General features: G+C 40.9%; 17 protein-coding genes and 2 pseudogenes. 9 read left to right on the top strand and 10 right to left on the bottom strand.

Translation table 11 applies throughout. The features are described 5' to 3' along the window. Positions 1–65: 65 nt before the first annotated feature. From ACDG22_RS05365 to ACDG22_RS05350, 4 genes and pseudogenes are all read right to left on the bottom strand, one after another. Positions 66–1,775 (bottom strand): alpha-L-rhamnosidase-related protein, encoded by a 1,710-nt coding sequence (locus ACDG22_RS05365; protein WP_442439628.1) that lies wholly within the window; start codon positions 1,773–1,775, stop codon positions 66–68. 16 nt (positions 1,776–1,791) lie between these two features. Then, on the bottom strand, positions 1,792–3,234 hold the full coding sequence (locus tag ACDG22_RS05360) for an IS4 family transposase (protein ID WP_270230429.1): 1,443 nt from the start codon (positions 3,232–3,234) through the stop codon (positions 1,792–1,794). A 114-nt stretch (positions 3,235–3,348) separates the two neighbouring features. Beyond that, positions 3,349–3,849: pseudogene (locus tag ACDG22_RS05355) on the bottom strand (alpha-rhamnosidase); the annotation flags it as partial. 29 nt (positions 3,850–3,878) lie between these two features. Next, the gene (locus ACDG22_RS05350) at positions 3,879–5,261 is read right to left on the bottom strand and encodes an MGH1-like glycoside hydrolase domain-containing protein (RefSeq protein WP_177593330.1); all 1,383 of its coding nucleotides are present in this window, start codon (positions 5,259–5,261) and stop codon (positions 3,879–3,881) included. 400 nt (positions 5,262–5,661) lie between these two features. Here ACDG22_RS05350 and ACDG22_RS05345 point away from each other — a divergent pair, with 400 nt between their 5' ends. From ACDG22_RS05345 to ACDG22_RS05315, 7 genes are all read left to right on the top strand, one after another. Continuing rightward, positions 5,662–6,879: a transposase gene (locus ACDG22_RS05345; RefSeq protein ID WP_370858754.1), complete on the top strand. Its 1,218-nt coding sequence runs from the start codon at positions 5,662–5,664 to the stop codon at positions 6,877–6,879. A gap of 199 nt (positions 6,880–7,078) precedes the next feature. Next, positions 7,079–8,539, top strand: a complete 1,461-nt coding sequence (gene rhaB / locus ACDG22_RS05340; protein ID WP_270230430.1) for a rhamnulokinase — start codon at positions 7,079–7,081, stop codon at positions 8,537–8,539. A gap of 27 nt (positions 8,540–8,566) precedes the next feature. Continuing rightward, on the top strand, positions 8,567–9,820 hold the full coding sequence (locus ACDG22_RS05335) for an L-rhamnose isomerase (protein WP_007566976.1): 1,254 nt from the start codon (positions 8,567–8,569) through the stop codon (positions 9,818–9,820). Between the two features lie 94 nt (positions 9,821–9,914). Then, complete coding sequence (gene rhaT, locus ACDG22_RS05330; RefSeq protein ID WP_007566977.1) at positions 9,915–10,946, top strand: L-rhamnose/proton symporter RhaT; 1,032 nt, start codon at positions 9,915–9,917, stop codon at positions 10,944–10,946. 38 nt (positions 10,947–10,984) lie between these two features. Next, entirely contained in the window at positions 10,985–11,794 is an 810-nt protein-coding gene (rhaD, locus tag ACDG22_RS05325) for a rhamnulose-1-phosphate aldolase (protein ID WP_007566978.1), read from the top strand. Positions 11,795–11,807: 13 nt separating this feature from the next. Further along, positions 11,808–12,962, top strand: a complete 1,155-nt coding sequence (fucO, locus tag ACDG22_RS05320; protein ID WP_118484772.1) for a lactaldehyde reductase — start codon at positions 11,808–11,810, stop codon at positions 12,960–12,962. 165 nt (positions 12,963–13,127) lie between these two features. After that, the gene (locus tag ACDG22_RS05315) at positions 13,128–14,030 is read left to right on the top strand and encodes an AraC family transcriptional regulator (RefSeq protein ID WP_007566980.1); all 903 of its coding nucleotides are present in this window, start codon (positions 13,128–13,130) and stop codon (positions 14,028–14,030) included. Between the two features lie 70 nt (positions 14,031–14,100). On the opposite strand, the gene ACDG22_RS05310 is transcribed toward ACDG22_RS05315, so the two are convergent. After that, positions 14,101–15,699 (bottom strand): aspartate:alanine exchanger family transporter, encoded by a 1,599-nt coding sequence (locus ACDG22_RS05310; RefSeq protein ID WP_007566983.1) that lies wholly within the window; start codon positions 15,697–15,699, stop codon positions 14,101–14,103. A gap of 171 nt (positions 15,700–15,870) precedes the next feature. Here ACDG22_RS05310 and ACDG22_RS05305 point away from each other — a divergent pair, with 171 nt between their 5' ends. Beyond that, on the top strand, positions 15,871–17,151 hold the full coding sequence (locus ACDG22_RS05305) for a TonB family protein (RefSeq protein WP_118484776.1): 1,281 nt from the start codon (positions 15,871–15,873) through the stop codon (positions 17,149–17,151). Between the two features lie 202 nt (positions 17,152–17,353). Here ACDG22_RS05305 and ACDG22_RS05300 read toward each other — a convergent pair whose 3' ends face one another. From ACDG22_RS05300 to ACDG22_RS05285, 4 genes and pseudogenes are all read right to left on the bottom strand, one after another. Continuing rightward, on the bottom strand, positions 17,354–19,078 hold the full coding sequence (locus ACDG22_RS05300) for a pectinesterase family protein (RefSeq protein ID WP_177593326.1): 1,725 nt from the start codon (positions 19,076–19,078) through the stop codon (positions 17,354–17,356). Between the two features lie 8 nt (positions 19,079–19,086). Then, on the bottom strand, positions 19,087–20,223 hold the full coding sequence (locus ACDG22_RS05295) for a dienelactone hydrolase family protein (protein ID WP_270230436.1): 1,137 nt from the start codon (positions 20,221–20,223) through the stop codon (positions 19,087–19,089). Between the two features lie 18 nt (positions 20,224–20,241). After that, a pseudogene (pelA, locus tag ACDG22_RS05290) lies at positions 20,242–21,210 on the bottom strand (pectate lyase); the annotation flags it as partial. Positions 21,211–21,492: 282 nt separating this feature from the next. After that, positions 21,493–23,118 carry a pectate lyase gene (locus tag ACDG22_RS05285; RefSeq protein ID WP_007566991.1) on the bottom strand — a complete coding sequence of 542 codons (1,626 nt, stop codon included), beginning with the start codon at positions 23,116–23,118 and terminating at the stop codon, positions 21,493–21,495. A 151-nt stretch (positions 23,119–23,269) separates the two neighbouring features. Between ACDG22_RS05285 and ACDG22_RS05280 the strand changes: the two genes are divergently transcribed. Further along, on the top strand, positions 23,270–23,725 hold the full coding sequence (locus ACDG22_RS05280) for a cupin domain-containing protein (protein ID WP_083779546.1): 456 nt from the start codon (positions 23,270–23,272) through the stop codon (positions 23,723–23,725). A 215-nt stretch (positions 23,726–23,940) separates the two neighbouring features. On the opposite strand, the gene ACDG22_RS05275 is transcribed toward ACDG22_RS05280, so the two are convergent. Beyond that, positions 23,941–25,419, bottom strand: a complete 1,479-nt coding sequence (locus ACDG22_RS05275) for a hypothetical protein (protein WP_007566994.1) — start codon at positions 25,417–25,419, stop codon at positions 23,941–23,943. Between the last annotated feature and the right edge of the window lie 2 nt (positions 25,420–25,421).

The following is a 25,421-nucleotide window of genomic DNA, read 5'->3' as shown; positions in this document are numbered from 1 at the left end:
TGCAATTAAAAAATTATACATTTAAGATTAAAACAAATAATCCATGCAAATATACATGATGGTTTTCAATAATGTACCGTTACTTCCTGATTGGTATCTATCCAAAGACGATATTTTCCCTCAGCGACTTTCTGAAACTCTCCTACAGATGCCTTGGGTAGCTTCTTGGCTGCAACATACAGATAACCTTTACCTTTGTCGGCTTTCAGGCGAATCGTCTTGCGGTCCATATAAACGGTTATTTTTCCTCCCGGGACAGGGACACTGCCTTTCATCCATTTCAATCCGCCTAATGCGGGAGTCACTGCATATTCTTCATATCCAGGTTTTACCGGCTTCACTCCTAAATAATATTTTCCTAACAAATATATAGGACTGGCTCCCCATGCGTGGCAAAGACTCTTTCCATACGGACGCCCATACATGGCAAGATGTTCCGCTCCTTTCTCATCCGGATTATATTTTTCCCAAAATGATGTTGCTCCTTCTTTTAACATACCTCCCCAGTAAGCCAGCATTTCTTCCATAACTTGCTCTTGCTCGCCCATGGCACAGAGAGCTTCCAGTTCGTAAAAACGCATATACGGAGTTGTAATTTTCAGGATACTATTATTCAGCAACACACTTTGCTTGATAAGTTGCTGCTTTTCTTCTGAAAGATAATCATAAAATACAGCAAACATATTGGCATAACGTGTCACACTAGTACTCTGCTTTCCTCCAATCCGATTGTGCACCAAGGCCTTTGCATCCTCACTCCAGAATGCAGGTTCCAGTTTCTTTCGTAAAGAAGAGGACAGTTTTTCATACCCCCTGGCATCTTGCATCTCACCGGCAAGGCGAGCACAGAGCACCATCGTTTCCAAACTCTTGCAGAAAAGTACTTGCTCGAATGCCAACTGTCCTTTTTTGTCGAGATAACCATCTGCCCAGTCAACAAATACCCAGTCGCCTGTCATGCCCTGCACCATGCCATCACTGTCAGTCCGTCCCAATACATACTCCATAAGCGATTTCATCCGCGGATACAGTTGCTTGACAAACTTCTCATCTCCCGTATACATATAATAGTCGTACACACTCAGGAACCAGTAAAAAGTATAATCCATGATGGTGTTAATATGAGAAGTTACCGGATCCTTTCCTCTCAGTTGCCAGATGGTACGCTTTACAGTTTCCGAATCAAAGAACAGATAATAGTTCATCAGATAACTTTGAATAGCGTCTCCACTCCACACCCAGCGATCACGTTTGATACCATCAATGAAAAATTCCCGAGTGGTAAGATGCATCGTATAAGCACCTATCTCCCAAATTCTATTTAACAGATCATTGTCACACTGAAAACTTCCACGGTAGGTTTCAGGCATATATTCGTATTGCATCGAAACTTTTCCAACAGAAATCTGTTCATCGCATACCACATATACATAACGGAAAGCCTTACTGCTCTCCATCATATAACAATCATTTGTCAGAGGATGAACAGTACGCAGCGCAAGATCGGTCACTTTTCCATCCTGGACAGACAAGATATCCATAGTTTCACAATGCTCGGTGCCCAAAGCTTCTTCTTTACTTTCACCATAATAAATCAATACCTTTCCTTCTCCTCGCATTTCTGAAAAATCAAGATATCCGAAAGTTTCCCGACCAAAATCATAAAGAATACCATTCTCTACAGAAGTTGAAGAAACAGCCAGCAAAGGTTTGCAGGGTAAACGAAACAAAGACGGACGGCTTGTTTTCGAATTAAAATTCCTTAAGTTTCGCAAGTGAATTTTAGCCCCGTTAGGCGGCGACCGCCAGCTTGTCAAAGGCCATTTTCACTGCTTTAATTTGTTTATCGTTTGATATTACCTGTTCGGTCAGAGCCATAGCGTCACAGTTGAGAGCCTCGGCAATGACGCTTATAACTTCTACGATCAGCAGCCAGATTTTTTCTGCTACTGAAAGTTCAACAGAGTTCTTTGTAATTTCAGCAAAGAGTCCTCCGATGGTCTCGTAAGACTCATTGCGTTTGACATAACTGAGTATATTGTACTGCAAGACGCATAATGATATGCCGGCGATCTGTCCGGCAAAGTCCCTACACTGGTTTTTACCGAGCTTTAGATTTTGCTTCATTTCCTTGTGAGCGACCTCAATAACCCATCTTCTTGAGTAAAGTCTGAAGGCTTCCTTGGCGTCCAACTTAAGATCGGAGGTTAGCAGGGCATTCCAGTTACCGTTCTTGCCTTTTCTATAGAAGAACAGGTTGACCTTGATGCCTGAGATCTTTGCAGAGATGGTAGCAGTATAATAACCGATTGATCGGCTGTACTTTAAGTTCTTTGTCTTCTGAAGAACCTTGATAAGTTCAGGTGCGGTCTTGGTTCCGAGAGCTGTCTCATACTTGATCTTGCCCATCTTTATCATTCCAATAAGATGGCAACCAAAGTGCCTTGAGACTATGAACTTCAGGAGTTCGGTGCAGGTGAACCAGCTGTCGACAAGAAGATAGTCGAAGCGTACACCCTCAATGATTGAGCGCTTCAGCATACTGATAGCAGTCTCAATCTTGCTTGCAAGATACTCAGAGCTACGTTTAGCAATACGCTCATCCTCAGAACGTTCCTTGGTATAACGTGAGTTTGCCTGCTTCTTGGATAAGCCCTGTGGCTTGTCGCTGCGCTTACCCTCTTCTCCATGAAGAGAGAAGTCAAGAATAGACTGAGATATACCGTCAGTAAAGCATAGGAACATTGCTTTGAAGCCCAGTATAGGCTTCATTTGAGTATGAGAGAAGACTTTACCGATCTTCTCTGTCTTGAATCCGGTCTTAGGAAGATCTGTATCATCGATAATGACGCATTTGACATCAGATTTTGTTGTTGTCTTGCGGCTCACACGAGAATACAGCTGTCTGAAAACCGAGTAGATTATACATCGCCAATTGACGTTGCCGTCATTCATGAAACGATAGAACATATCCTTATCGCATGTAAACAACTTGCAGAGTGCAGAGGACGAATAATTGGCAGCATTTTTCACCGAGAAGAACGGGAAGAGCACGAGCAACTGCAACACCTGAAGACAGGTGAACTTGCAGTTCGGATTCTTGACTGAACCGATGACTTTGCTCTGTATCCTAATGCTGTTCATTATGGTTGATATGCTGTTTATTGCCTTGCTGGCATCATTGTTTGCAAAAAACTCTTGGAGTTCACCGATAATATGTCTATTTTTGTTCATGGCTAAAGGGTTCTATGTTTTTTGTTTGACGACTTTAATATAGTGATAATTACCGAATTATCAAACACTTTAGCCTTTTTTATTACATCATTTTAGCACTTGCGAAACTTAAATAAAATTCCAGCTTCCAGCATCCATATAAACGGTAGCCGAAGTATCACTTGCTTTTCCGCTTTCATCTATCCATTCTTTATCTTCGTAAGTAACCTTCCAACTGGCATCACTTTTTATTGTCCGCCCGTCGACATAAAGAGCCGGAGGAGTAAGCTGGTTCCATACCTTAATATTAATTTTGTGCTTTCCCGCTGGAATAATCAGTTTATCAGGCATGCCAAACTGTAATTTGCCATCCAACTTAACATTGTACCGTCCTTCCACACTCAGCTGTATCGTTTCAGCTTCAGGCAAATCGACTTCTTTACTGAATTCAACAACGACATAATGACTATCCGTTTTCCAGAAAGGAGGGAAAAAAGCTCCTCTTTCCGTACGAAGGTTATTCATCTGGTTACCCAGCCAAATCTCATAATCCCCCGGATACCAAATCCAAGTCTGTGCTCCTAATGAAGCACACATACCAACCGAAGCCAGCAAGGTTACAAATTTATTTTTCATTTTGTGTGTTTTATTATTTAATTATTTTGTCAGAATTCTGTCACAACTGGACGACCTTCCATCCAAGCAATCATATTCAAGACCAGGAAATTCCAATTTTGAAATCCTCTATTCAGAACAGGCTCTCCATTATCGGGCAGATAATATTCATGCAACGCCCCGAAGCGCTCAAAGTCACGTCCCAGTAAAAGTATTGTTTTTTCAGCAACTTCTCGGGCTTCCTTTTCATAGCCATATTGCAGCAACCCTCTGAAAACAAGATAATTCACATTAATCCATATAGGTCCTGCCCATGAAGACGGATTACCACTCGCTCGCACATTATACATTTTTTCCAACGGGGAAAGCGTACGAATACCTGCAGGAGCATTAAAAGAAGTTGTATCACAAAAATGTATCTGTACCATTTGCCGGGCTTGTTCCGGCGTTGCTACTTGAGCCCACATTGCCATAAAACCACTCCATACACTAAATCGCTGGATCAAGCAGTCGTATGTTCTGGGCTGTCCCACATGCAAGTATAAATCTCCCGAGTACAATCCTTCGATATCCGGTTTTTCTACTGGAAGAAGATTTAAGTCTACACTATAATAAAAACGGTCTCGTTCATCCCAACAGTGCTTACGTATATTGGTTTTCAGTGTTTCAGCTTCTTTCTCAAAAAAGATTGAAATATCTGTCAAGTTCAGACAGTCGGCCAAATAAGCCATCGCTTGAAGTTCCTTATACATCAAACAATTCAGAAAGATAGAGCCAGAACTACCGTGGGGACGATAAAAGGTACTTGGATCATTGTCTACTCCGATAGCCTCATCCGTTTCCCAATAAATCAATCCAGTTGCTTTATGCCTGTGAAAATTAAGATACTTAGCTACAAAAGCCTGTAAAGTATAAAAGTCCTCCCGCAACCACTCTGCATCTCCACCCATATTTTTGACGATAAAGGCAGCATGCTGGGCAAGTGTCGGCTTATGCATATTGGTCTTCCACGGATTTCTTCTCTTCAACATTTCTTCACGACTTGGAGCATTCCGTTCTATCCAGATAGGAATCCACCCATCCATTCCTCCGTAACTCAACGAATTTAATACACATCCCTGTTCATAAGCCAAAGCTTCCTTTTTATCAGCTTCAGTTCCTTTGTCTGATAAAATCTGACGCAAGGCCACATCACTGAGCCACGAGTCCCAATCCCATAACATATCCAAATACTGACTACTTCCCGGAGCCAGAAAAGGAAAATGTAAAGAACCTCCTGCCTGACGATACATGCCCTTCATCTCCTTATATATATGTTTCTTGCAAATCTCTCTGTATTTTTCAATATTCACAGCGTTTCGCTCCGGCAGCTGAGCCTGACATATACCTCCTATTACAATATTTAATACCAATAGCAATATTGTCTTTTTCATAGCAATAAAATTAGGTTTATAACTAAATTAAAATAAACAAAAGCAGATAATCTAAAAGAAAACTCCAATCAAACAAAATTTATTGAATCATAGAAGCAAAAATAATTATTCAAAACAATAAACAAAAGAAAACAAAATAATAAAAACATTTATTAACAACAAGTGTCTACATCAATACTTCGGTAAATTTTTACCGAAAAATTAAAAGTTAAACAATAAAACCGGCAAAAGTCGGTTCGGAAACACTAAAGAGGTCATTGAAATGTTGTCTAAAACGAATGGTTAAGCATGAAGAAATGTGCTGAAAAAAATGTGCTAACCTGCTGATAATAAAGGTGAAAAAGTATTGCATAATTCGCTGGTTTTTTAGTAAATTAGAAGTCTCTCAACTCTTCTGATTATGACTAAAGAAACACTCCTTATGCAATACCAATCCGAGTGCCTGTCGGCTCTCAAATCAGTAGCGAATATACAAAAACCTTTTGAAAAAACGTTCATGGACACCATGAAATTATTCATGGCCATCCCGGATCGTATAAACTTCCTCCAATTGGGCAGATATGGCTGTTTCTCAGAACAGACTTATCGTAACCTTTTTGAGCATGAAACTTTCGACTGGTTTGCGTTCAACGGCTCTATCATCAGCAAGCATCTCACAGGCAAAAGAAAAGCCATCGCCATCGATCCTTCCTATATTCCCAAATCAGGCAAGAAGACACCTTGGATAGGTTACTTCTGGTCCGGTTGTGCAGGAGAATACAAGCGTGGACTGGAAATCATGGGCACCGGTGTCATTGACATCGACAATCATGAATGCATGACTTTAGGTTCCATTCAGACGCCGGATTGTAAGACCTTGGATAATATGGACAAGAGCCTCGTTGACTGGTACAGCAGCTATCTTATCAGTAGAAAAGACAAGCTACAGAGCCTGTCCAGAACGGTGGTTGCAGACGCATTCTTTTCCAAGGAAACATTCATAACACCTATGTGTGAGAACGATTTCCATGTCATCAGCCGCTTTCGGAATGACGTAATCCTGTACTATCCGACATTGGAGCAGAAAACAGGAAAACGTGGTCATCCCAAGTGGTTTGACGGCAGGATTGACTTTGCCAATCTGGATTTGACCCGGTGCAAGGAATACGAGGTGAACAAAGGAAAGCTATACGGATTGAGGGTATATGCAAAAGCTCTCAAAAGGTATGTTTCCTTAGCCGTCTGGTATCCGATGGACGGGAGGACAGACAAGTGGCAGCTTTACTTCTCTACAGACGATTCCATGGATGGACGTGAGGTGCTGGATTATTACAGAACCAGGTTCCAACTGGAATTTTGCTTTAGAGATGGCAAGCAGCATGCAGGAATCACCAACTGCCAGTCAACCGACTTCAGGAAGTTGGATTTTCACTTCAATGCATCGCTCGCAGCTGTCAACTTGGCCAAAGCGGCATGTAAGAGGCTCGGAATAGCCTATTCCATATCCTCTTGCAAGTCATTCATACACAATGCTTATATGCTTGAACGATTTATTTGCGTGTTCGGGATTAACCCAGACATGCAAGTTATTGACAAACTTTTCAAAGAACTCATTTTATTTACTGCCAGAGCCGCTTAGGCTTGGCGAATTTTTAACGAACTATTATACATTATAGACAATATATTTCTTTTGACAACTCAAATCATTTATCATATTCATAGCTTGTCAAGTATATCAAATAACTTAGTCTTAAAGTCAAAAAGAGCATTTTTTTCGTTTTATAAAATTCTACATTTGCATCAGATAAAATTCAAAACAACAAACCTGAATTGTAACTATGGTAAAATGCTTTTTTGCAGTCGATCTGGGAGCAACCAGCGGACGCACGATATTAGGATATTTTACTCCTCAAGGACTGATTACGGAAGAAATTAACCGTTTTCCCAATCACCTTATAGAAACAGGAGGACATTTTTACTGGGATATTTATGAACTTTACCGGAATATTATAGAAGGTCTGAAAATTGCCGGAAATAAAAAAGATACAGAAATTATTTCTATCGGTATCGATACGTGGGGAGTAGACTTTGTATGTATTGGAAAAGATGGTGGTATATTGCGACAACCATATGCATACCGTGACCCTCAGACAGAGGGAGCTCCCGAAAAATATTTTAAACGAGTACCACGTAATGAAGTTTATGAACTGACAGGCATCCAAGTTATGAACTTCAACTCTTTATTTCAGCTTGATACCTTACGAAGAAACAATGACAGTGCACTGGCACATGCCGACAAAATATTATTCATGCCAGATGCACTCAGCTACATGCTAACCGGAGAAATGGTTACTGAATATACGATAGCCTCAACCGCGCAACTCGTTAATGCACATACCCGGAAACTTGACTCGCAAATACTCAAAAGCATCGGATTAAATGAGAAACACTTCGGACGCTTTGTCTATCCTGGAGAAATTATTGGAAGCCTAACTCCTGAGTTACAACAACTCACAGGACTTAGTGCTATTCCTGTAGTAGCAGTTGCAGGCCACGACACAGCTTCTGCCGTTGCTGCTGTACCGGCAGCAAACAAGAATTTTGCTTATTTAAGCAGCGGTACTTGGTCGTTGATGGGAGTAGAAACTCAAGCTCCGGTTATCAATGCCGAAACAGAAGCCTTGAATTTTACTAATGAAGGAGGAGTAGAAGGAACTATCCGCCTATTGAAAAATATTTGTGGCATGTGGCTGCTGGAGCGGTGCCGCATAAACTGGGGAGATACTTCATACCCCGACCTGATTGCTGAAGCTGAAGCAAGTGAACCATTCCGAAACTTAATCTGTCCGGACGATAAAGTCTTTGACAATCCGACAAACATGGAAGAAACCATAAAAAAATATTGCAAAGACCATAATCAACCAGCCATTGAAACACGCGGACAACTGGTTCGCTGTATATTCGAAAGCCTTGCATTACGTTACCGGCAAGTATTGGAAAACCTGCAACGACTCTCTCCTAATCCGATAGAAGTTCTCCACGTTATCGGAGGAGGAAGCCGTAACGATCTTCTGAACCAATGGACAGCCAATGCCATCGGTATACCAGTTATAGCCGGTCCTTCGGAAGCAACTGCAATAGGAAACATCATGATACAAGCTGTAGCAGCAGGTCAAACAGCAGATATTGCTTCTATGCGTCAACTTTTAAATCACGCTATACATTTAAAAACATTCTATCCCGAACACAAAGAGACATGGGATGTAGCCTATCTCCAATTCAAGACAATTACTCAATAATAATCAATAACTTAAACACATAATATCATGAAAGAAGAATTAATAACAAAAGCGTATGAAATAGCAAAAGAACGGTATGCAGCTGTAGGAGTTGATGTAGACAAAGCAATGGATACATTGCAAAATATATCCCTGTCACTACACTGCTGGCAGGCAGATGATGTTGCTGGATTCGAATCAAACGGTTCACTGACTGGTGGTATTCAAGCAACAGGTAATTATCCGGGCAAGGCACGCAACATTGACGAAGTGCGTCAGGATGTTTTAAAAGCAGCATCTTATTTACCAGGTACACACCGCTTGAACCTGCATGAAATATACGGAGACTTTCAAGGAAAATTTGTCGACCGCGATCAGGTAGATGCTTCATACTTTGAAAGCTGGATGCAATGGGCTTCGGAAAACAATATGAAACTTGATTTCAACTCAACCTCTTTCTCACATCCCAAAAGCGGAAATCTTTCTTTAGCCAATCCGGATAAAGCAATCCGTGATTTCTGGGTAGAACACACTATCCGCTGTCGTGCCATTGCCGAAGAAATGGGTAAACGCCAGAATGATCCTTGTATCATGAATGTATGGGTTCACGACGGAAGTAAAGATATCACAGTAAACCGCATGCAATACCGTGAGCTGTTGAAAGATTCACTCGACCGCATTTTTGCCACCGAATACAAGAACATGAAAGACTGTATCGAATCGAAAGTATTCGGCATCGGTCTTGAAAGTTACACTGTAGGCTCCAACGACTTCTATATCGGATACGGAGTCAGCAGACAGAAAATGATTACACTCGACATGGGTCATTTCCACCCGACAGAAAGTGTTGCCGACAAACTATCTTCACTGCTGCTGTACGTTCCGGAAATCATGCTTCACGTAAGCCGTCCGGTACGCTGGGATAGCGACCATGTTACTATCATGAACGATGAAACATTGGATTTGTGTCAGGAAATCGTACGGTGCAACGCACTCGACCGTGTGCATATCGGTCTGGACTTTTTCGATGCAAGTATCAATCGTATCGGTGCTTATGTCATCGGAGCACGCGCTACACAGAAATCAATGTTACGTGCATTGCTTGAACCTATTGCCAAGCTCCGCGAATACGAAGCCAACAATCAGCTGTTCGAACGCCTCGCTCTGCTAGAAGAAGCCAAAGTCCTCCCGTGGAATGCTGTATGGGATATGTTCTGTTTGAAGAATAATGTTCCGGTTGGCGAAGAGTATATTGCCGATATTGAAAAATACGAAGCAAATGTAACATCGAAACGTTGCTAAATCTCGATACAGATGTCATCCAAAGAGCTTTTACCCGCGGATGACATCTGGTTTATATAACTAAATTTCTAAAACTGGAAAAAACATACTACTTATGAACACGCTGATAGGTTTACTGATTATTGCCATAGGCAGTTTCGGACAAAGCAGTTCGTATGTTCCAATCAACAAAGTAAAAAACTGGTCCTGGGAAAGTTTCTGGCTTGTACAAGGCATTTTCGCATGGCTAGTTTTTCCACTGCTGGGAGCATTGCTGGCAATTCCAGCAGGAAGTACTCTTACTGAATTATGGAGCAGCGGAGGAGCTTTACCAGCTATTATATATGGAATTTTATGGGGTGTTGGAGGACTCACTTTCGGACTGAGCATGCGTTACTTGGGAGTAGCACTGGGACAAAGTATTTCTCTAGGTACATGTGCAGCTTTTGGAACATTATTTCCTGCTTTATTCGGTGGAACAGATTTATTCCATGGAGAAGGTTTAATGCTACTTATTGGAGTCTGCATCACACTGGCGGGTATTGCTATCATCGGATATGCAGGCAGCCTCCGCTCTAAAAATATGAGCGAAGAAGAAAAGAAAGCGGCAGTAAAAGATTTTGCCTTGACAAAAGGACTGCTGGTTGCCTTGCTTGCAGGAATCATGAGTGCATGCTTTGCCTTAGGTCTGGATGCAGGTACTCCTATAAAAGAAGCCGCACTTGAAAAAGGAACAGATGCATTGTATGCAGGACTCCCCGTCATTTTTCTGGTAACATTAGGCGGATTCTGTACCAATGCAGCATATTGTATCCAGCAGAATCTGAAGAACCAAACAGGAAAAGAATACTTCTCTGTCAGCAAAGGTACATTTACAAATAATATCTTATTTTGCGCACTGGCAGGAGTTTTATGGTACTCTCAGTTCTTCGGACTGGAGATGGGAAAAAGCTTCCTTTCCGACAGCCCGATATTGCTAGCTTTTTCATGGAGTATACTGATGTCGCTGAACGTAACTTTCAGCAATGTCTGGGGAATACTCCTTAAAGAATGGAAAGGTTGCAGTGCACAAACTATTGGAACATTGATACTAGGACTTGCCGTACTGATTGCTTCTATTATCGTAGTAGCAATGGCACAAGCCTGACAAATTGAATAATTATTAAAACATACAATACAGAAAATATGGAATCTATTTTGAACAATCGTCCTGAACTGGCTGCCGAGATTAATAAAGTAGCCGAAGTTGCCGGCTATTTATGGCAGAAAGGATGGGCTGAACGTAATGGAGGAAACATTACCATCAACATTACAGAATATGTAGACGATGAAATAAAAGCAATGCCTGCCATCAGTGAAGTAAAACCTATAGGAGCAACATTGCCATATCTGAAAGGATGCTATTTCTATTGCAAGGGAACCAACAAACGTATGCGCGACCTTGCACGCCAGCCAATGGCAAACGGCTCAGTTATCCGCATTCTGGATGACTGTGCCAGCTATGTCATTATAGCTGATGAGCCGGTTAATCCGACCTCTGAATTACCGTCACACTTGAGCGTACACAATAACCTTATCTCAAAAGGCTCCAATTATAAAGCTTCCCTGCACACTCATCCCATTGAACTGGTAGCTTTGACTCATAACAAAAAGTTCATGGAAAAAGACTATGCTTCCAATTTGTTATGGAGTATGATACCCGAAACTAAGGCTTTCTGCCCAAGAGGACTGGGAATGGTTCCCTATAAACTTCCAAGTTCTGTAGAACTTGCTGAAGCCACCATCAACGAGCTGGACGACTATGATGTGGTAATGTGGGAAAAGCATGGAGTCTTTGCCGTAGATACCGATATCATGGCTGCATTCGACCAAGTAGATGTGCTTAATAAATCAGCTTTAATCTACATTGCAGCTAAAAATATGGGATTCGAACCCGATGGCATGAGCCAGGAACAAATGAAAGAGATGTCAGTAGCATTCCATTTACCTAAATAAAAAAAGAACAACTATGCATAGAATGATATTAAACGAAACCTCTTACTTCGGAGCAGGTTGCCGTGAGAGTATTGCCATAGAAGCCAAACGCAGAGGTTTTAAAAAAGCATTTTTCGTCACCGACAAAGATTTGATTCGCTTTAAGGTAGCAGACAAGGTTATCGAAGTTTTCGAAAAAAACGATATCCCCTACGAGGTATACAGTGATGTAAAAGCCAACCCAACCATTGCCAATGTACAGAATGGGGTAAAGGCTTATCAAGCTTCAGGAGCCGACTTCATCGTTGCACTGGGAGGAGGTTCTTCTATCGATACAGCAAAAGGGATCGGTATCGTAGTCAACAATCCTGACTTTGCCGACGTACGCTCACTGGAAGGCGTAGCAGATACCAAGCAGAAAGCCGTTCCAACTTTTGCCTTGCCTACAACAGCAGGTACAGCAGCCGAAGTCACTATCAACTATGTGATTATTGATGAAGATGCTACCAAGAAAATGGTATGCGTAGATCCCAATGATATTCCGGCCGTTGCTATTGTCGATCCGGAACTGATGTACTCCATGCCGAAAGGCCTGACTGCTGCAACTGGAATGGATGCCCTGACACATGCTATCGAAAGTTATATTACTCCCGGAGCATGGGCAATGTCGGATATGTTCGAACTGAAAGCCATCGAAATGATTGCAGCAAACCTGAAAGCAGCTGTTGACAACGGAAACGATACAACAGCACGAGAAGCTATGTCACAGGCACAATACATTGCCGGAATGGGATTCAGCAACGTAGGATTAGGTATCGTTCACTCTATGGCACATCCGTTGGGAGCACATTATGATACCCCTCATGGAGTTGCAAATGCTCTACTGCTTCCGTATGTAATGGAATATAATGCAGAATCTCCTGCTGCCCCTAAATATATACACATCGCCAAAGCGATGGGAGTAAATACCGAAGGGATGACAGAAGCAGAAGGTGTAAAGGCTGCTATACAAGCTGTACGGGATCTGTCAGTAAGTATTAACATACCACAAAAACTGCACGAAATAGGTGTTCGTGAAGAAGACTTACACCAACTTGCCATTGATGCTTTCAATGATGTCTGCACAGGTGGTAATCCCCGCCCGACTTCAATCGCTGAGATCGAAGCACTATATCACAAAGCATATTAATATAAAAGCACTATTTATCTAGAGGATGATTTATTAACTAAGTCATCCTCTTTTATAACCTTCAAAACAGACGATTTCTCACAAATAAAATCTACCTTATCCAGATTGCTGTTTTATTTTAAATCATTATTTTTGCTTCCATAACTTTATTATGAAAAAACACATATGGCAAGATCATACAATGATTTAGGAGTTGAATTCAAATATCTGATAGTCAATGATACAGACCGTAAATTTGGGCTATATATCAATACAGTAGGAGTACAAGCTATACGTCCTAATTCTCCTTATCCAATAAAAGATCATCCTTCCGGTTATCTGTTTAATGCAAAAAAAGGACGTATCTTACGCGAATACCAATTACTTTATATTACAAAAGGAAAAGGAACATTCGCCTCCGATGGCACTCCAGAACGAAATATTGGAAAAGGAAACCTGATTGTACTATTTCCTGGACAATGGCATACGTATAGCCCGGATGTACAAACCGGATGGAACGAATATTACATCGGATTCGAAGGAAGCTTTATCGACCAGTTTGTTAGAAACGGATTCCTGTCAAAAGAAGATCAGGTACTGGATATAGGACTCAATGAAGAACTGGTAACGCTTTTTTCACAGGCTTTAGATGTAGCAGAAGCAGATAAAAGTGCTTCACAGCAATACCTTTCGGGTATATTGCTGCACATCATCGGCATGATATTTTCCATTTCAAAAAACAAAGAATTTGAAAAAGACAATGTTGCCGAAAAAATGGAACAGGCAAAAATTATAATGAATGAGAATGTATGTAAGGAAATAGATCCCGAAGAACTTGCAGAGAAACTGAATATCAGTTATTCATGGTTCCGAAAAACATTCAAAAAATATACCGGATATTCTCCTGCTAAATATTTTCAGGAACTTAAACTGCGAAAAGCCAAACAAATATTGATAAATACTTCCTATCCGGTAAAAGAAATCTGTTTTATGATAGGATATACATCTACCGAACATTTCTCTAACCTGTTTAAGAAAAATACAGGACTGACTCCTCTGGAATATCGTTCATTCGGTAAAGACGAATAAATATTATTTCACCTCACAAACTGAGGAAAAAATCTCCAGTCCGTGAGGTGAATACACATCTTTCTTTTAATTAAAGTACTGCCAGGGCTATTACTTGTATAAATAAAATAAGGAATACCATGGCAATCGGATAAACCGTAGCATAGGCAACTCCCGGTATGTTACTGTCGGTCATCGAATCGGCTGCTGCTAATCCCGGGGTACTGGTCATACCACCGGTAATAGTTCCCAGTAAATCGAGCATACTAATCTTAAATACCAGTCTTCCAACAAGGGCTGCAAGCAACATCGGCACAAGTGTAATAGCTGCTCCTACCCCGAAAAGCAAAAAACCACTCTCCTGAAAAGTTGACACCAGCGTCTTACCTGCCGAGGTTCCAACTTCTGCCAGGAAAAGCAAAAGACCAAGCTGACGTAATAACTGATTAGCCGGTCCGGACATTGACCAAATAATAGGTCCTGTCTTTCCAATAGCACTCAAGAAAAGAGCCATCATCAAAATACCTCCCGTCAGTCCCGGAGAGAAAGAAACTCCTCCTCCGAAAGATATATTCAGCTTACCAAACAATACTCCTAATACAATACCCATTGCAATCGGGAAGAAATCGGTATCCGAAAGTTTCTTCACATCATTTCCAATCAAGCGGGCTACAGCCTGAATACCTTCTTTTTCGCCCACTATCATCAGTTTATCACCAAATCTCAATTCCAAATCAGGAGAAGGTGACAAGTCAATACCACTTCGGCGTACACGAGTTACTGTACATCCAAAGTTACGCTGCAAATTCAAGTCACAAAGTTGCTTGCCTACCATATCCTTTTTTGTCAGAAGCAATGATTCGATGCTCTGTGTATGAGTTAACGGCAATTCACCCTCCTCACGTGTTCCCAACATCAGTGCAAGATTGTTCAACGAATCTTCACTTCCTACAGCCTGCACATAATCTCCCTCTTCCAGCATGGTATGTGCTTTAGGTATAATAATTTCTTCACCTCGTTTCAGACGAGAGATAACAGCTCCTGTCATTACACGGATATTCAGCTGCATCAGTGTACGGCCTATTGCTGTTGGATTGGTCACTTTAAACAAACAAGTACCAAGCTCCGGAAACTGGCTCCGGCGTTCTTTCTCCAAACGGCGTGCCTCCTGTTCTAAATCAACATGAAGCATTTTCGGCAAAAGCTTGACAAACAAAATCACGCCAATAACTCCAAACGGATAAGCAATACCATAGGCAATAGATGCCAAGGGCGACTGTGTGCTGTCGATAGCAACAGCAAGTCCTGGTGTACTGGTCAATGCGCCGGCTATCAATCCCACCAAGCTCGGTGTATCAATGCCAAACAAATATTTTAGTCCTACTCCCGTAAGGCAAGCAGAAGCTACGATAAGTAAAGTAATCAGAATAAGTGTTTTTCCTTTACTCCGGAATGAATGAAAAAAACCGGGCCCCGCCTGAATACCGATAGTAAAAATGAACAGAACCAATCCGAAGTTACCTAATTCTTTAGGAATACTCACCCCCCAATGGCCGAAAGCCAGAGCTATGAAAATAACGGCAGAAACATCAAGTGACAGCCCCGCTATCTTGATGCGCCCCAACATGAACCCCAAAGCTACAATAAGAAAAACAGAAAAGTAAGATGACTGAAGTAAATCGATTAACATAATTCATTAAATATAAAGGTGTGATTAAAGCACAAATATACGACTTTCCGGCATATTTACAAATAAAACAGACAGTTAGCCCCTTGCCCTATCTATTTATTTAGCCGATAAACTTTGAAATGCAGCAGAATACTTGTAGCTTTGCAACCGTTTTCATTTAGATAACTTATTATGGACTTTACTAAAAGAATATACGCTTTTGTCACTTTTCTGTTATGTTTCACATTTATCCTTCCTCAAAATGTACATGGAGAAGAAGATAAAGAAACGGAATTTCGTATCACAATTCTGAAAACAAGCGGCGAACCGCAGGTCGGAATGATACTGAAAATAAACGGACGGAGCGACAAATATCTGTCGAACGAACAAGGCGTGATTACATTTCAATACAAAATAGACAAGTCATACAACCGCCTTGCAAATATTTATTTTCCGGGAGATGAAACAAAAGCAGCAACTTCTTTTGTCCTGAAAGAAACAGAAACAAGTAAAACCATTTATCTTGACAGTCAGGAAGATATTGCCTCATTTAAACAAAACAACAAAACGGTCACAATAGAAGGATTTGTTAAAGACTCGTCTCAAAAGCCCATTCAGGGAGCTATCATCAGTATACAAGGAACCGGACGAAAGGTGTTGAGTGATGAAATCGGTCTGTTCCGCATAGAAGCCGACTATAATCACCCTATTACTATTCGGGCGGAAAGAATGGAAAACCGTTTGCTGAATATTACCACTTTCCTCCAGCATCCTGATGAACCATATACAGTCATCATGTATCGCAAGAACTCTACCCGTATTTATTCTGTCGTAGAGGAAATGCCTGAATACCCCGGAGGTATGAAAGCGTTTGTCAATTATCTGAAACGAAAACTGGTTTATCCGCCACAAGCAAAAAAAGAAAATCTTGAAGGAGTAGTAGCCGTACAGTTTGTTGTAGAAAAAGACGGACGAATCACCTCACCTACGGTTGTACGTAGTCTGCGAGCTGATATGGACTCGGCTGCCCTGACTGCAATACGTAATATGCCCAATTGGATACCTGCCCGTGAACACGGCATGCGAGTACGCTGCAAATATTCGGTTCCGGTACAATTCAAGATAGAACGTCCGAAGCCGGCCCCTAAGAAAACGCCACTTGCAACTGACACAATTGCCGCACCGAAAGACAGTCTTGGTACAGATTCACTGGCTACAGACTCATTGAAAAAGATTGTATTACCAGGCGATTCCTTATTAAAGGACTCATTACGAATCAAACCCGACTCACTGTTACAGAGAGGTGACAGCCTATTACTACGACCAGATAGTCTGACTGCATTGAACGACTCGCTTGTTGTATCCAACGATTCGATAGCAGCACAACCAACAACCGACCAGCCGGCCGACAAGCCTAAGAAAAGAAACATATTTGTACGCTTCTTCCGCTGGTTATTCGGTATAAAAGATTAAAATTAAATTACAATATAAACAGACACGGATTTATGCTACTTTCTCTCAAGAGAAGCCTGCATAAATCCGTGTTATTTTTTCCTGTAAGACCACTAGAAAATTCGTACAGAAAATAAAAAAACATCTCGATGTTTTTAAGAAAACATGGTGAAAAGTTTATTCAATCATCACCATGTTTTTTTAGAAAAGAAAAAATACATTTTTATCGCTTCAAGTTAGAAAGCAAAACATTACCGTTAGCCACTGGATTCCAGCCATCTTCACCTTTCAACACCTCTTCCGGCTGATAAGCAGAAACGTCTTTCAACTGTTTAGCGTACGGTACACGTGCAGAAGTATCTGCTCCTTCCCCCTTATTCTGATACTCCGCATAAAAGACAGTAGATTCATTCGACTTCTTTCCCCAGTTATTCCATCCGGCAGGTAAAATATGCTTACCCAATTCACATTGAATGAACACTGCTTGTGCATAAGGGCGCCACGGGCGTGACAGATAAACTTCTTTTACCTCATCGGCTCCTGTCAGACGACAATTCCAGAATACATAACCATACTTTTTCCCTTTATCAGTAGAAGGAGCTGTAACATAACCATTTCCTACACTGTGAATAGTACAGTCTTTAAACAAAGCAGTAGACCATCCAAAGATAAAGTCGACTGTTCCTTCGATATAGCATCCTTCATAATACTGACGACTGTCTTTTCCATACGTATAAAGTGTATCCTGATTTCCCAGGAAACGGCAGTTCTTAAAATAAGCACGGTCACCGTCTACAAAACAAGCAACAGCCTGCCCTACTCTTCCGGCCGTATTGGCAAATGTAATATTTTCGGCATAAAAATCAGGAGCATAGATATATACGGTAGATGAACCGGAAGTAGACATTTCCTCTCCGAAACAATTTTTCTTCGAAGCATAAGCGTCGTCTGTCAATACTGCTCCATCTTCTCCTATCAGAGAAATATTAATCTTTGACTCAGGAATAATCACTCGTTCTTTATATTCTCCTTTACGAACCAGAATCGTTGTACGCTTATTTTTTCGAAAATCGGGAACAGCATTGATAGCCTCCTGTACTGTAAAGAAGTCACCACTACCATCCTTTGCCACTACATAATCGTAAAAACGGACATATTTACCTAACTCCGGTAACTGTTTCTGAACAGCTTCGGCAGCCAGTGCCGCAACTTTACGCGCACCATATATATTCAGGTGAGTATTATCCTGACGTCCCTTCGGACAAGCAGCATAGGTGTCAGCAGGAATCCACATAAATAGTTTTTTCGATCCTTCAACCCCATAAGATTCTACCAGTTTCTTAGTAGCCTGATTCAGGTCAATAAAGCAGACATCCATTTCCTTAGCGACATTCCGCGGAGATTCCAGATATTTTCCGTGAGTATCAATCAGTGTATCTCCTTCTACTACAGCCTCATCCTTTTCCGGACGAATATCATCGGCTGCCACAGCATCTGGATTTACACCAAAATTCCGACGCACGATAGAATTAAACAACACAGGAATTCCTCCTTTGGCACGTGTTTCACGAACAAATTTCCGTAAATTCTCATCGAAGGTAGTTCCCGGATCTGTATGACGTTCCGGCTGAGGTTTTTCATCATTATGTCCGAACTGTATGAACACATAATCGCCCGGACGAATCTTGTTAACAACAGTTTCCCAACGTCCTTCATCGATAAAACTTTTCGAGCTTCGACCGTTCATCGCATGATTCTCCACACGGACATCTTCGGTAAAGAAACTTCCCAAGACATGTCCCCATCCCCGTTCCTGATTATTACCTTCCAACGGTTTATTCGACATAGTAGAATCGCCAATCATATAGATTGTTATCACATGATCAGCTTTAAATGCTGATAAAATCAAGACAATCAGCGCTACTAATACTAACTGAATTTTTCTCATCTCCTTTTTTATTTCTGTTTTACATTTAATTCTTTATTGAAGAAATCCAGAATCGCCTTCTGTATTTCTTTACTGCAAAAATGAGGCAAGTCGTATAATTTGGTCTGCAAGTGTTCACCGGCTCCCTGGCTATCCCATACTTTCCGCATAGTATCGTAAGCAGCCTCTACACCTTCTACCGGGAACAATTTATCTTTCTTGCCGTTAGTAAACAACATCGGCTTAGGGCAAGCAATAGATGCCACATGAGGATAATCCATATATCGGCGGATATTAGGAACCAGCATTGCATAAGCAGAACCACCTTTGTTCTGATTGTTTGTCATAGTCATCAAACTGTCCGTAGTATTCATCCAGCAGACAGCAGCTCCTGCCTTCACAGCATCAGTAGCAGCCATTGTCATCCAGGCACGGTGAGCTCCCATAGAAAATCCCATAGTCGCCACTTTTTCTTTATCTACCTGTGGCAAAGAAGCCAAGAACTCCGCACTACAGATATCATCCCAGGCTATCAGACCTCCCCACGACATTCCCATTTGTAACAAATTGGCAGACAAAGCCTGCTGAGAATCGTAACGTGCATACTCTTTCCGACCGCGTTCTCCCCAGAACAAAGCATCGAGAGCCAATACAACGTATCCGTTCTCTGCCAGATAATCGCCTACATATTGTCCGTCGTAACAACCTACAGCCCAGTTATCAGCATCCTTCATCACAATTTCTGAGACTCCAAACGGACGTACCATTTTTTCTTTTCCAATAGTAAAATGTGCTCCATGATCATGCAAAAGCAGAACAGCAGGAAATGGTCCTTTACCTTCCGGAACCAGCAGGTAAGCCGGCACACGAGAATATTCTGAAACATTGAAAACAATTTTTTGAGCCTCATAACCTTTGCGCTTTTCTGTAGCTATAACCTTCATATCGTAAGGAGCAACTGGGGGAGCCGGCTGTATGCACTCCAGCAGTTTCTCACGTGCCTGCTCACGCCATTTGCCGAAATCCTTTTCAGGAGCATTTCCCCATGCCATCGGATAAGTCAGACTTTTTTTCAACTGCTCATAAAACAGAGGCATATCATTTTGTACTTCATAACCCGTGTAAGCCTTTTCTGCTTCTACTTTTTTAAGCCATTCTTTATACAACTTAAATAATTTCTCTGGAGCATATGTATACCAGGCATATCCAACACGACGTTCTAGTTTTACATCCGAAAGCTTATATACTTTAATGCCATCACGGTTACACATAAACGGAGTATTATCGCTCATCTCATAAAAACGTGACCAGATACGGGGAGCCTTCTTATCCTTCACGACAACCAAGTCGTAAGGATATTCATGATTGGCAGCTTTATCTTCAGGAATAGCTACCTTTTCTACACGCATACCTGTTATCGCAACTCTCTCAAACCAAGCCATAGCTGCTTTGACAGACTCAACCACTTCATCAGAAGGATGAGGTATTTCCATCAGCAATCGAACTACATCGCAGCTTTCACCAGCTGTCAGAGAGGCCAGTTCGAAAGTACGTGCATTGGTCGGAAGCAATGTATTATTGTCATGCTGTTGCCCCCAAACGGTCTTAACTCCATTCTGTACATATTGTGCTCGCAAAATCATATCAATACCCTTATTAAAAGCCTGACAGATTCTTTTGCGCATCGTATCGTCCAGCCAGGAAAAATTCAAATCACCTTCGTTGATATGCAAAAACAAACGTAATACTCCGGTAGTAACCTCATCGTTAAAGGTAATAGCATCTACATCCCATCCACGCCAGCCTCCGTTTTTTTTCTGAGTTTTCAACAGATATTCCAGCCCATCGAGTACAGCGTTCTTGTACTTCGTTGCTTTGGTCAGCGTATAAACTTGTGCCAGATATTCTATCTGAGAATAAGTATTCCGGTTATCAAGCGTACTACGGCGATGATAATCCGACAAAGTATTCAAGACAGAATCGGCAGGAAGCTCTGCCATCCAGTCAATATTTTTGGGCCATCCTCCATCCTCATTCTGATAAGCAACAAAATTATCAGCAATCTTCGTATACTGCTCAGGCGAATAGCGTTTATAGTTCCGTTCTTTATGCTCCAGATTCCAATGGTGGATTCCATCATGTAATGCACTCATAGAAGGAACTGTCTGCGACATTGCATAACTGCCCACTCCCAGCAGCAAACTCATTAAATAATATTTTTTTTTCATGGCATGTTTACATTAAGATTGATTTGTTTCCAAAAATAAGCAAAATGAGAGGTGGAGAAAGGTAATAATTGTTCTAATGTGGTTATTATTTAACCAAAATCTCCACATATAATACATTCAAACATATTTTCTCCGTTAACAGACTAAAATATCCAAATGGTATACTCTCAGGCAGCATACAACAGCCTCTTTCTATCTGCCTCCCAGTCACTTCACATTTCCTTCCAAAGCTGCAATAAGCGCCATCATATTTTTAATATACGCAGCAACAGAAATGCATTGTTGTCCATCTGTACAAGGATAAGGAGAAGTATCAAAATCATCCCCCACCATCTTCCTGCTATAATCTTCCTTACCTGATAAATCAGGAGTCCACCCACAACGATATGGATGAGAAGTTGAAGGCAGATCAGAAAGCCAGTAACCTTGTTTTTTTACCTGAGCCATCAGATTACTGATTTCTTTCTCTGTTACAAGGCGAGGACAATGTGTATAATATTTCGGTAACGGACACAATTCATCTGATAATAAAGGTGATTGGGAAAGCAACTTATTTTTATCAATCTTTTTCACTTCATCGAAATCCTTTCTCAACTGTTCAGGATTAACAAAAGTAGCAGAACTATAATGGGCAATTGTATTTTCTATATTCTGATCTATATAATACTTACCATTATAAATATTACCTCCCTTCCGATGCACATACAATGGTTTTCCCGTATCAGGATCAATAAACCGAGGTACTAAGATTTCATCGGGATTGTCTGATTTACGATGCCATTTACGGACTTCTGTTTCAGGTAATTTTTGAGATTCAAGAAACTTAATAGCAGCAGGTATCCCCGAAAGGAAACGAGTATCAGCTGTCAGCTTATAATATTCCATCATCTGATAAATCATACCGACAGTAGTACCCGTATTTACACTGCGTGGCTCATAAGAACGAGCATGGGCAGGCTTTAAGTCGGTCACCGTATACTGATCTGCCCATCCTGCATAAGGCTCTCCTTGCTGAAGAGTTATCGTAAGGTACATTGCCCGCATAATAGGCTCCTTTATATTCTGAAGCCCCATAGCCTGATAGCATTGAATCAGGAAATCAATAATTTCCGGTGTTACATCATCGTTTAAAGTTATAAAAGAAGAATAGTCCTCCTTACCTTCAAAAGGATGATCGTATCGCAACGGATAACGCTGTGGCCAGCCTCCGACAGGATACTGACTTTCTAAAATAAAATGAATAACTTTTTCTAGCGGAACTTTATATGCAGGATCATTTTTCTCTACATACATACGTAATAAAAACTTAGCAGCAGAAATAGTGCCCAAATCATCGTAAGTAGCATTACCATAATAATGTCGGAACTCTTCCAGACGCCAGCCACTTTTTCCTACTGTTTCATACCACTCCTTCAAGGAGTTCTCTCCAGCAAAGTCAAAGACGTAATTCCATCCCCCACATTCAAGTTGCCCCCATATTAAGACATTAGCAACTTTTTCGGCTGCTTCATAGTAAAACTCATCACCAGTAGCGTGATAGGCATCCAATAACAAATGACCAACACTCGGAGTTCCGGGAGGTTGAATCCAGACCATTGTCCTTTTCGCCTCCATTTCTCCCCACGAGCGCGACAAATCGGGCAAATAATTCCAGACAAAGCCTCCCCGATAACTTACACTGTCCATCATGTAACGGGTTGCAGATTTCATCGTGTTTAAAATATCCTCTTTCTCACCATTCAAAGAATGTGCCTGAATTTCCCCACAAAGACAAGCACCAGCAAAAAGAGTCAAGCCTACTTTAATACAAACAGGCTTCAGCATGTGTTTCATCGTTTATTTTATTTAAGATTCGTATTTATGCAAAAATAAAAAAAATAACAGATTTAAGAATATTCAGAATACTGAATTTATGTCAGAAAAGAATTTTCTTTTGCAACAAATATCACTATATTTGTGACAGTTCTATATAAAAAACACAATGATGAAAAAAATTTTATTCTCAGGCATATTTGCCTTCTCATTACTGGGGTTAACCTGTAATGCAGCCAACACAAACAACAGTACAGAAAAGGATTCTAAGGTTTCTTGTAACAAAACTTGCAGCAAGCCATTCATGTTCGAAAACCAGACAGAATGGGAACAAACCAGTGATAAAGGTGTAACCAGACAAATTATGGGATACAACGGTCAGGTTATGATGGTAAAAGTTAAATTCGAGAAAGGAGCTGTAGGGGCTGCCCACACTCATTATCATACTCAAGTGACCTATGTTGCAAGCGGAAAATTTGAATTTACTATCAATGGTGAAACAAAAGTTGTATCAGCAGGAGATGCGCTTTATATGGAGCCTGATGTAAAACATGGATGTAAATGTCTGGAACCCGGATTATTAATTGACTGCTTCTCTCCGATGCGTGAAACATTCTTACAAAAATAGTCTTAATCTGACACCCAAAATCAGGCATTAAAAATGCAGCGGTAAATAAGTTATAGGATATAAACTTAATAATATAAAATCAGCCAATTAATTCGTTATTCTGAATTAATTGGCTGATTTTGTATTCTACGCCAAATGATCTTCTTCGGAAGATACAACTTGTAATGAACGGTTTAACAAAAATGTAACTTAATCAGGAGATTTGAAAAAGAACATTATTTCGAATCCGGAAACAAATGTTGTACTAAACTATTCAAATAAATTTCCAGATTTGTATAATCAGGACTTAAATTATAGTTTTTAGCATCGGATCCATTATTTGGATTTAAACCATGCGCTTTTTCCCAGTCATCCGGCATACCATCTCTATCTGTATCCGCCGGAGCTTTTTCTGTCCGGTATTCAGGCCACCCTCCGACATCAGAAGGCTGATCAATCATCCCATTGGTACTACCGTGACTGCCTTGATAAGTATAATTCCCTTTTCTTGTTTCTGCTACAATTCTTGTATCATAAGAATCTCTTTTATAAGAAGCGCCGGCAAATTGCAAAACAGATTCAAAAGCGTCCCATGTTGACTGCAATGAAGTATGCTCAGCTATCTTAAAGGAAGTATCGACCAATAATTCCCTCTGCGGAGCAAAGTCATTTTTGATAACTAAACCATCGGAATTATTCTTATTTACTTTCATTATTGCCTGACGTTGCTTTTCGCTTAGACTAGCACAAGTCGGATCAATATAGTTTCCATTGAAATAAAAGACTCCATGTACTCCCTTCACATTATTATTTTTTCCATCATCCGGATAAGCAGTGAACAAACGTTTATAAGAGGATTTTGTTGCAGTATAAGGACCAGGCTTATAATAATTATTCAGAAAATTATAACTTCCTCCTTCACCGGCATAAGCTCCATCACTACCATAATTGTAAATCACATTATTAAACAGTTCTACCTTTTCCTCATCCGGCTTCCCTGTATAGCGGCTGCCACATAAACGAGGAGTACGGTTAGTATGATGAGCTAACAGATTATGATGGAATGAAGCTCCCTGTCCTCCCCATATGCCTCCATATCCATGAGCTCCTTTCTCGTGTATGGAATTGGCCAGACTCTCACTAATAATACACCATTGAAGCGTAAAATTACTGTTATCGTAAAAGGTAGCGCACTCGTCTGTACTCCAGCTCATGGAACAATGGTCGATAATAATATTACGATGATTCTTGAAACCGTTCATCGCATCATCGCCCTTTTGCTTGATATCTGCTCCCATACGTGAACGGATAAAACGGACAATAACATTATCTGCCTGAATACCAAAAGTATAATTTTTCAAACAGATACCATCACCCGGAGCTGTCTGCCCGGCAATAGTCACATCGCCATTACTTATCTTCAGCGGAGATTCAAGTTCTATAATACCACTGACGGCAAAAACAATCGTACGAGGACCTTTCTTACGGATAGCCCAACGTAATGTTCCTTCTGTTCCGTCATCTTTTAAAGATGTTACAATCAGCACCTGACCTCCAGCACCACCTGTAGTATACTTTCCTGCTCCATCAGCACCCGGAAATGCAGGAACTTCAGAACGATCAGGTACCGGATATGATTTCAAGCTCTGAGCCAGTAACGATACCGGCCCCATCAATAGCAAGCCGCAAAGTGTACCAGTCAATATCTTTTTCATAC

This window comes from Phocaeicola coprocola, assembly GCF_041333015.1.
GTDB classification, from domain to species: Bacteria; Bacteroidota; Bacteroidia; order Bacteroidales; family Bacteroidaceae; genus Phocaeicola; species Phocaeicola coprocola.
This window is presented reverse-complemented; position numbering and strand designations above follow the sequence as displayed.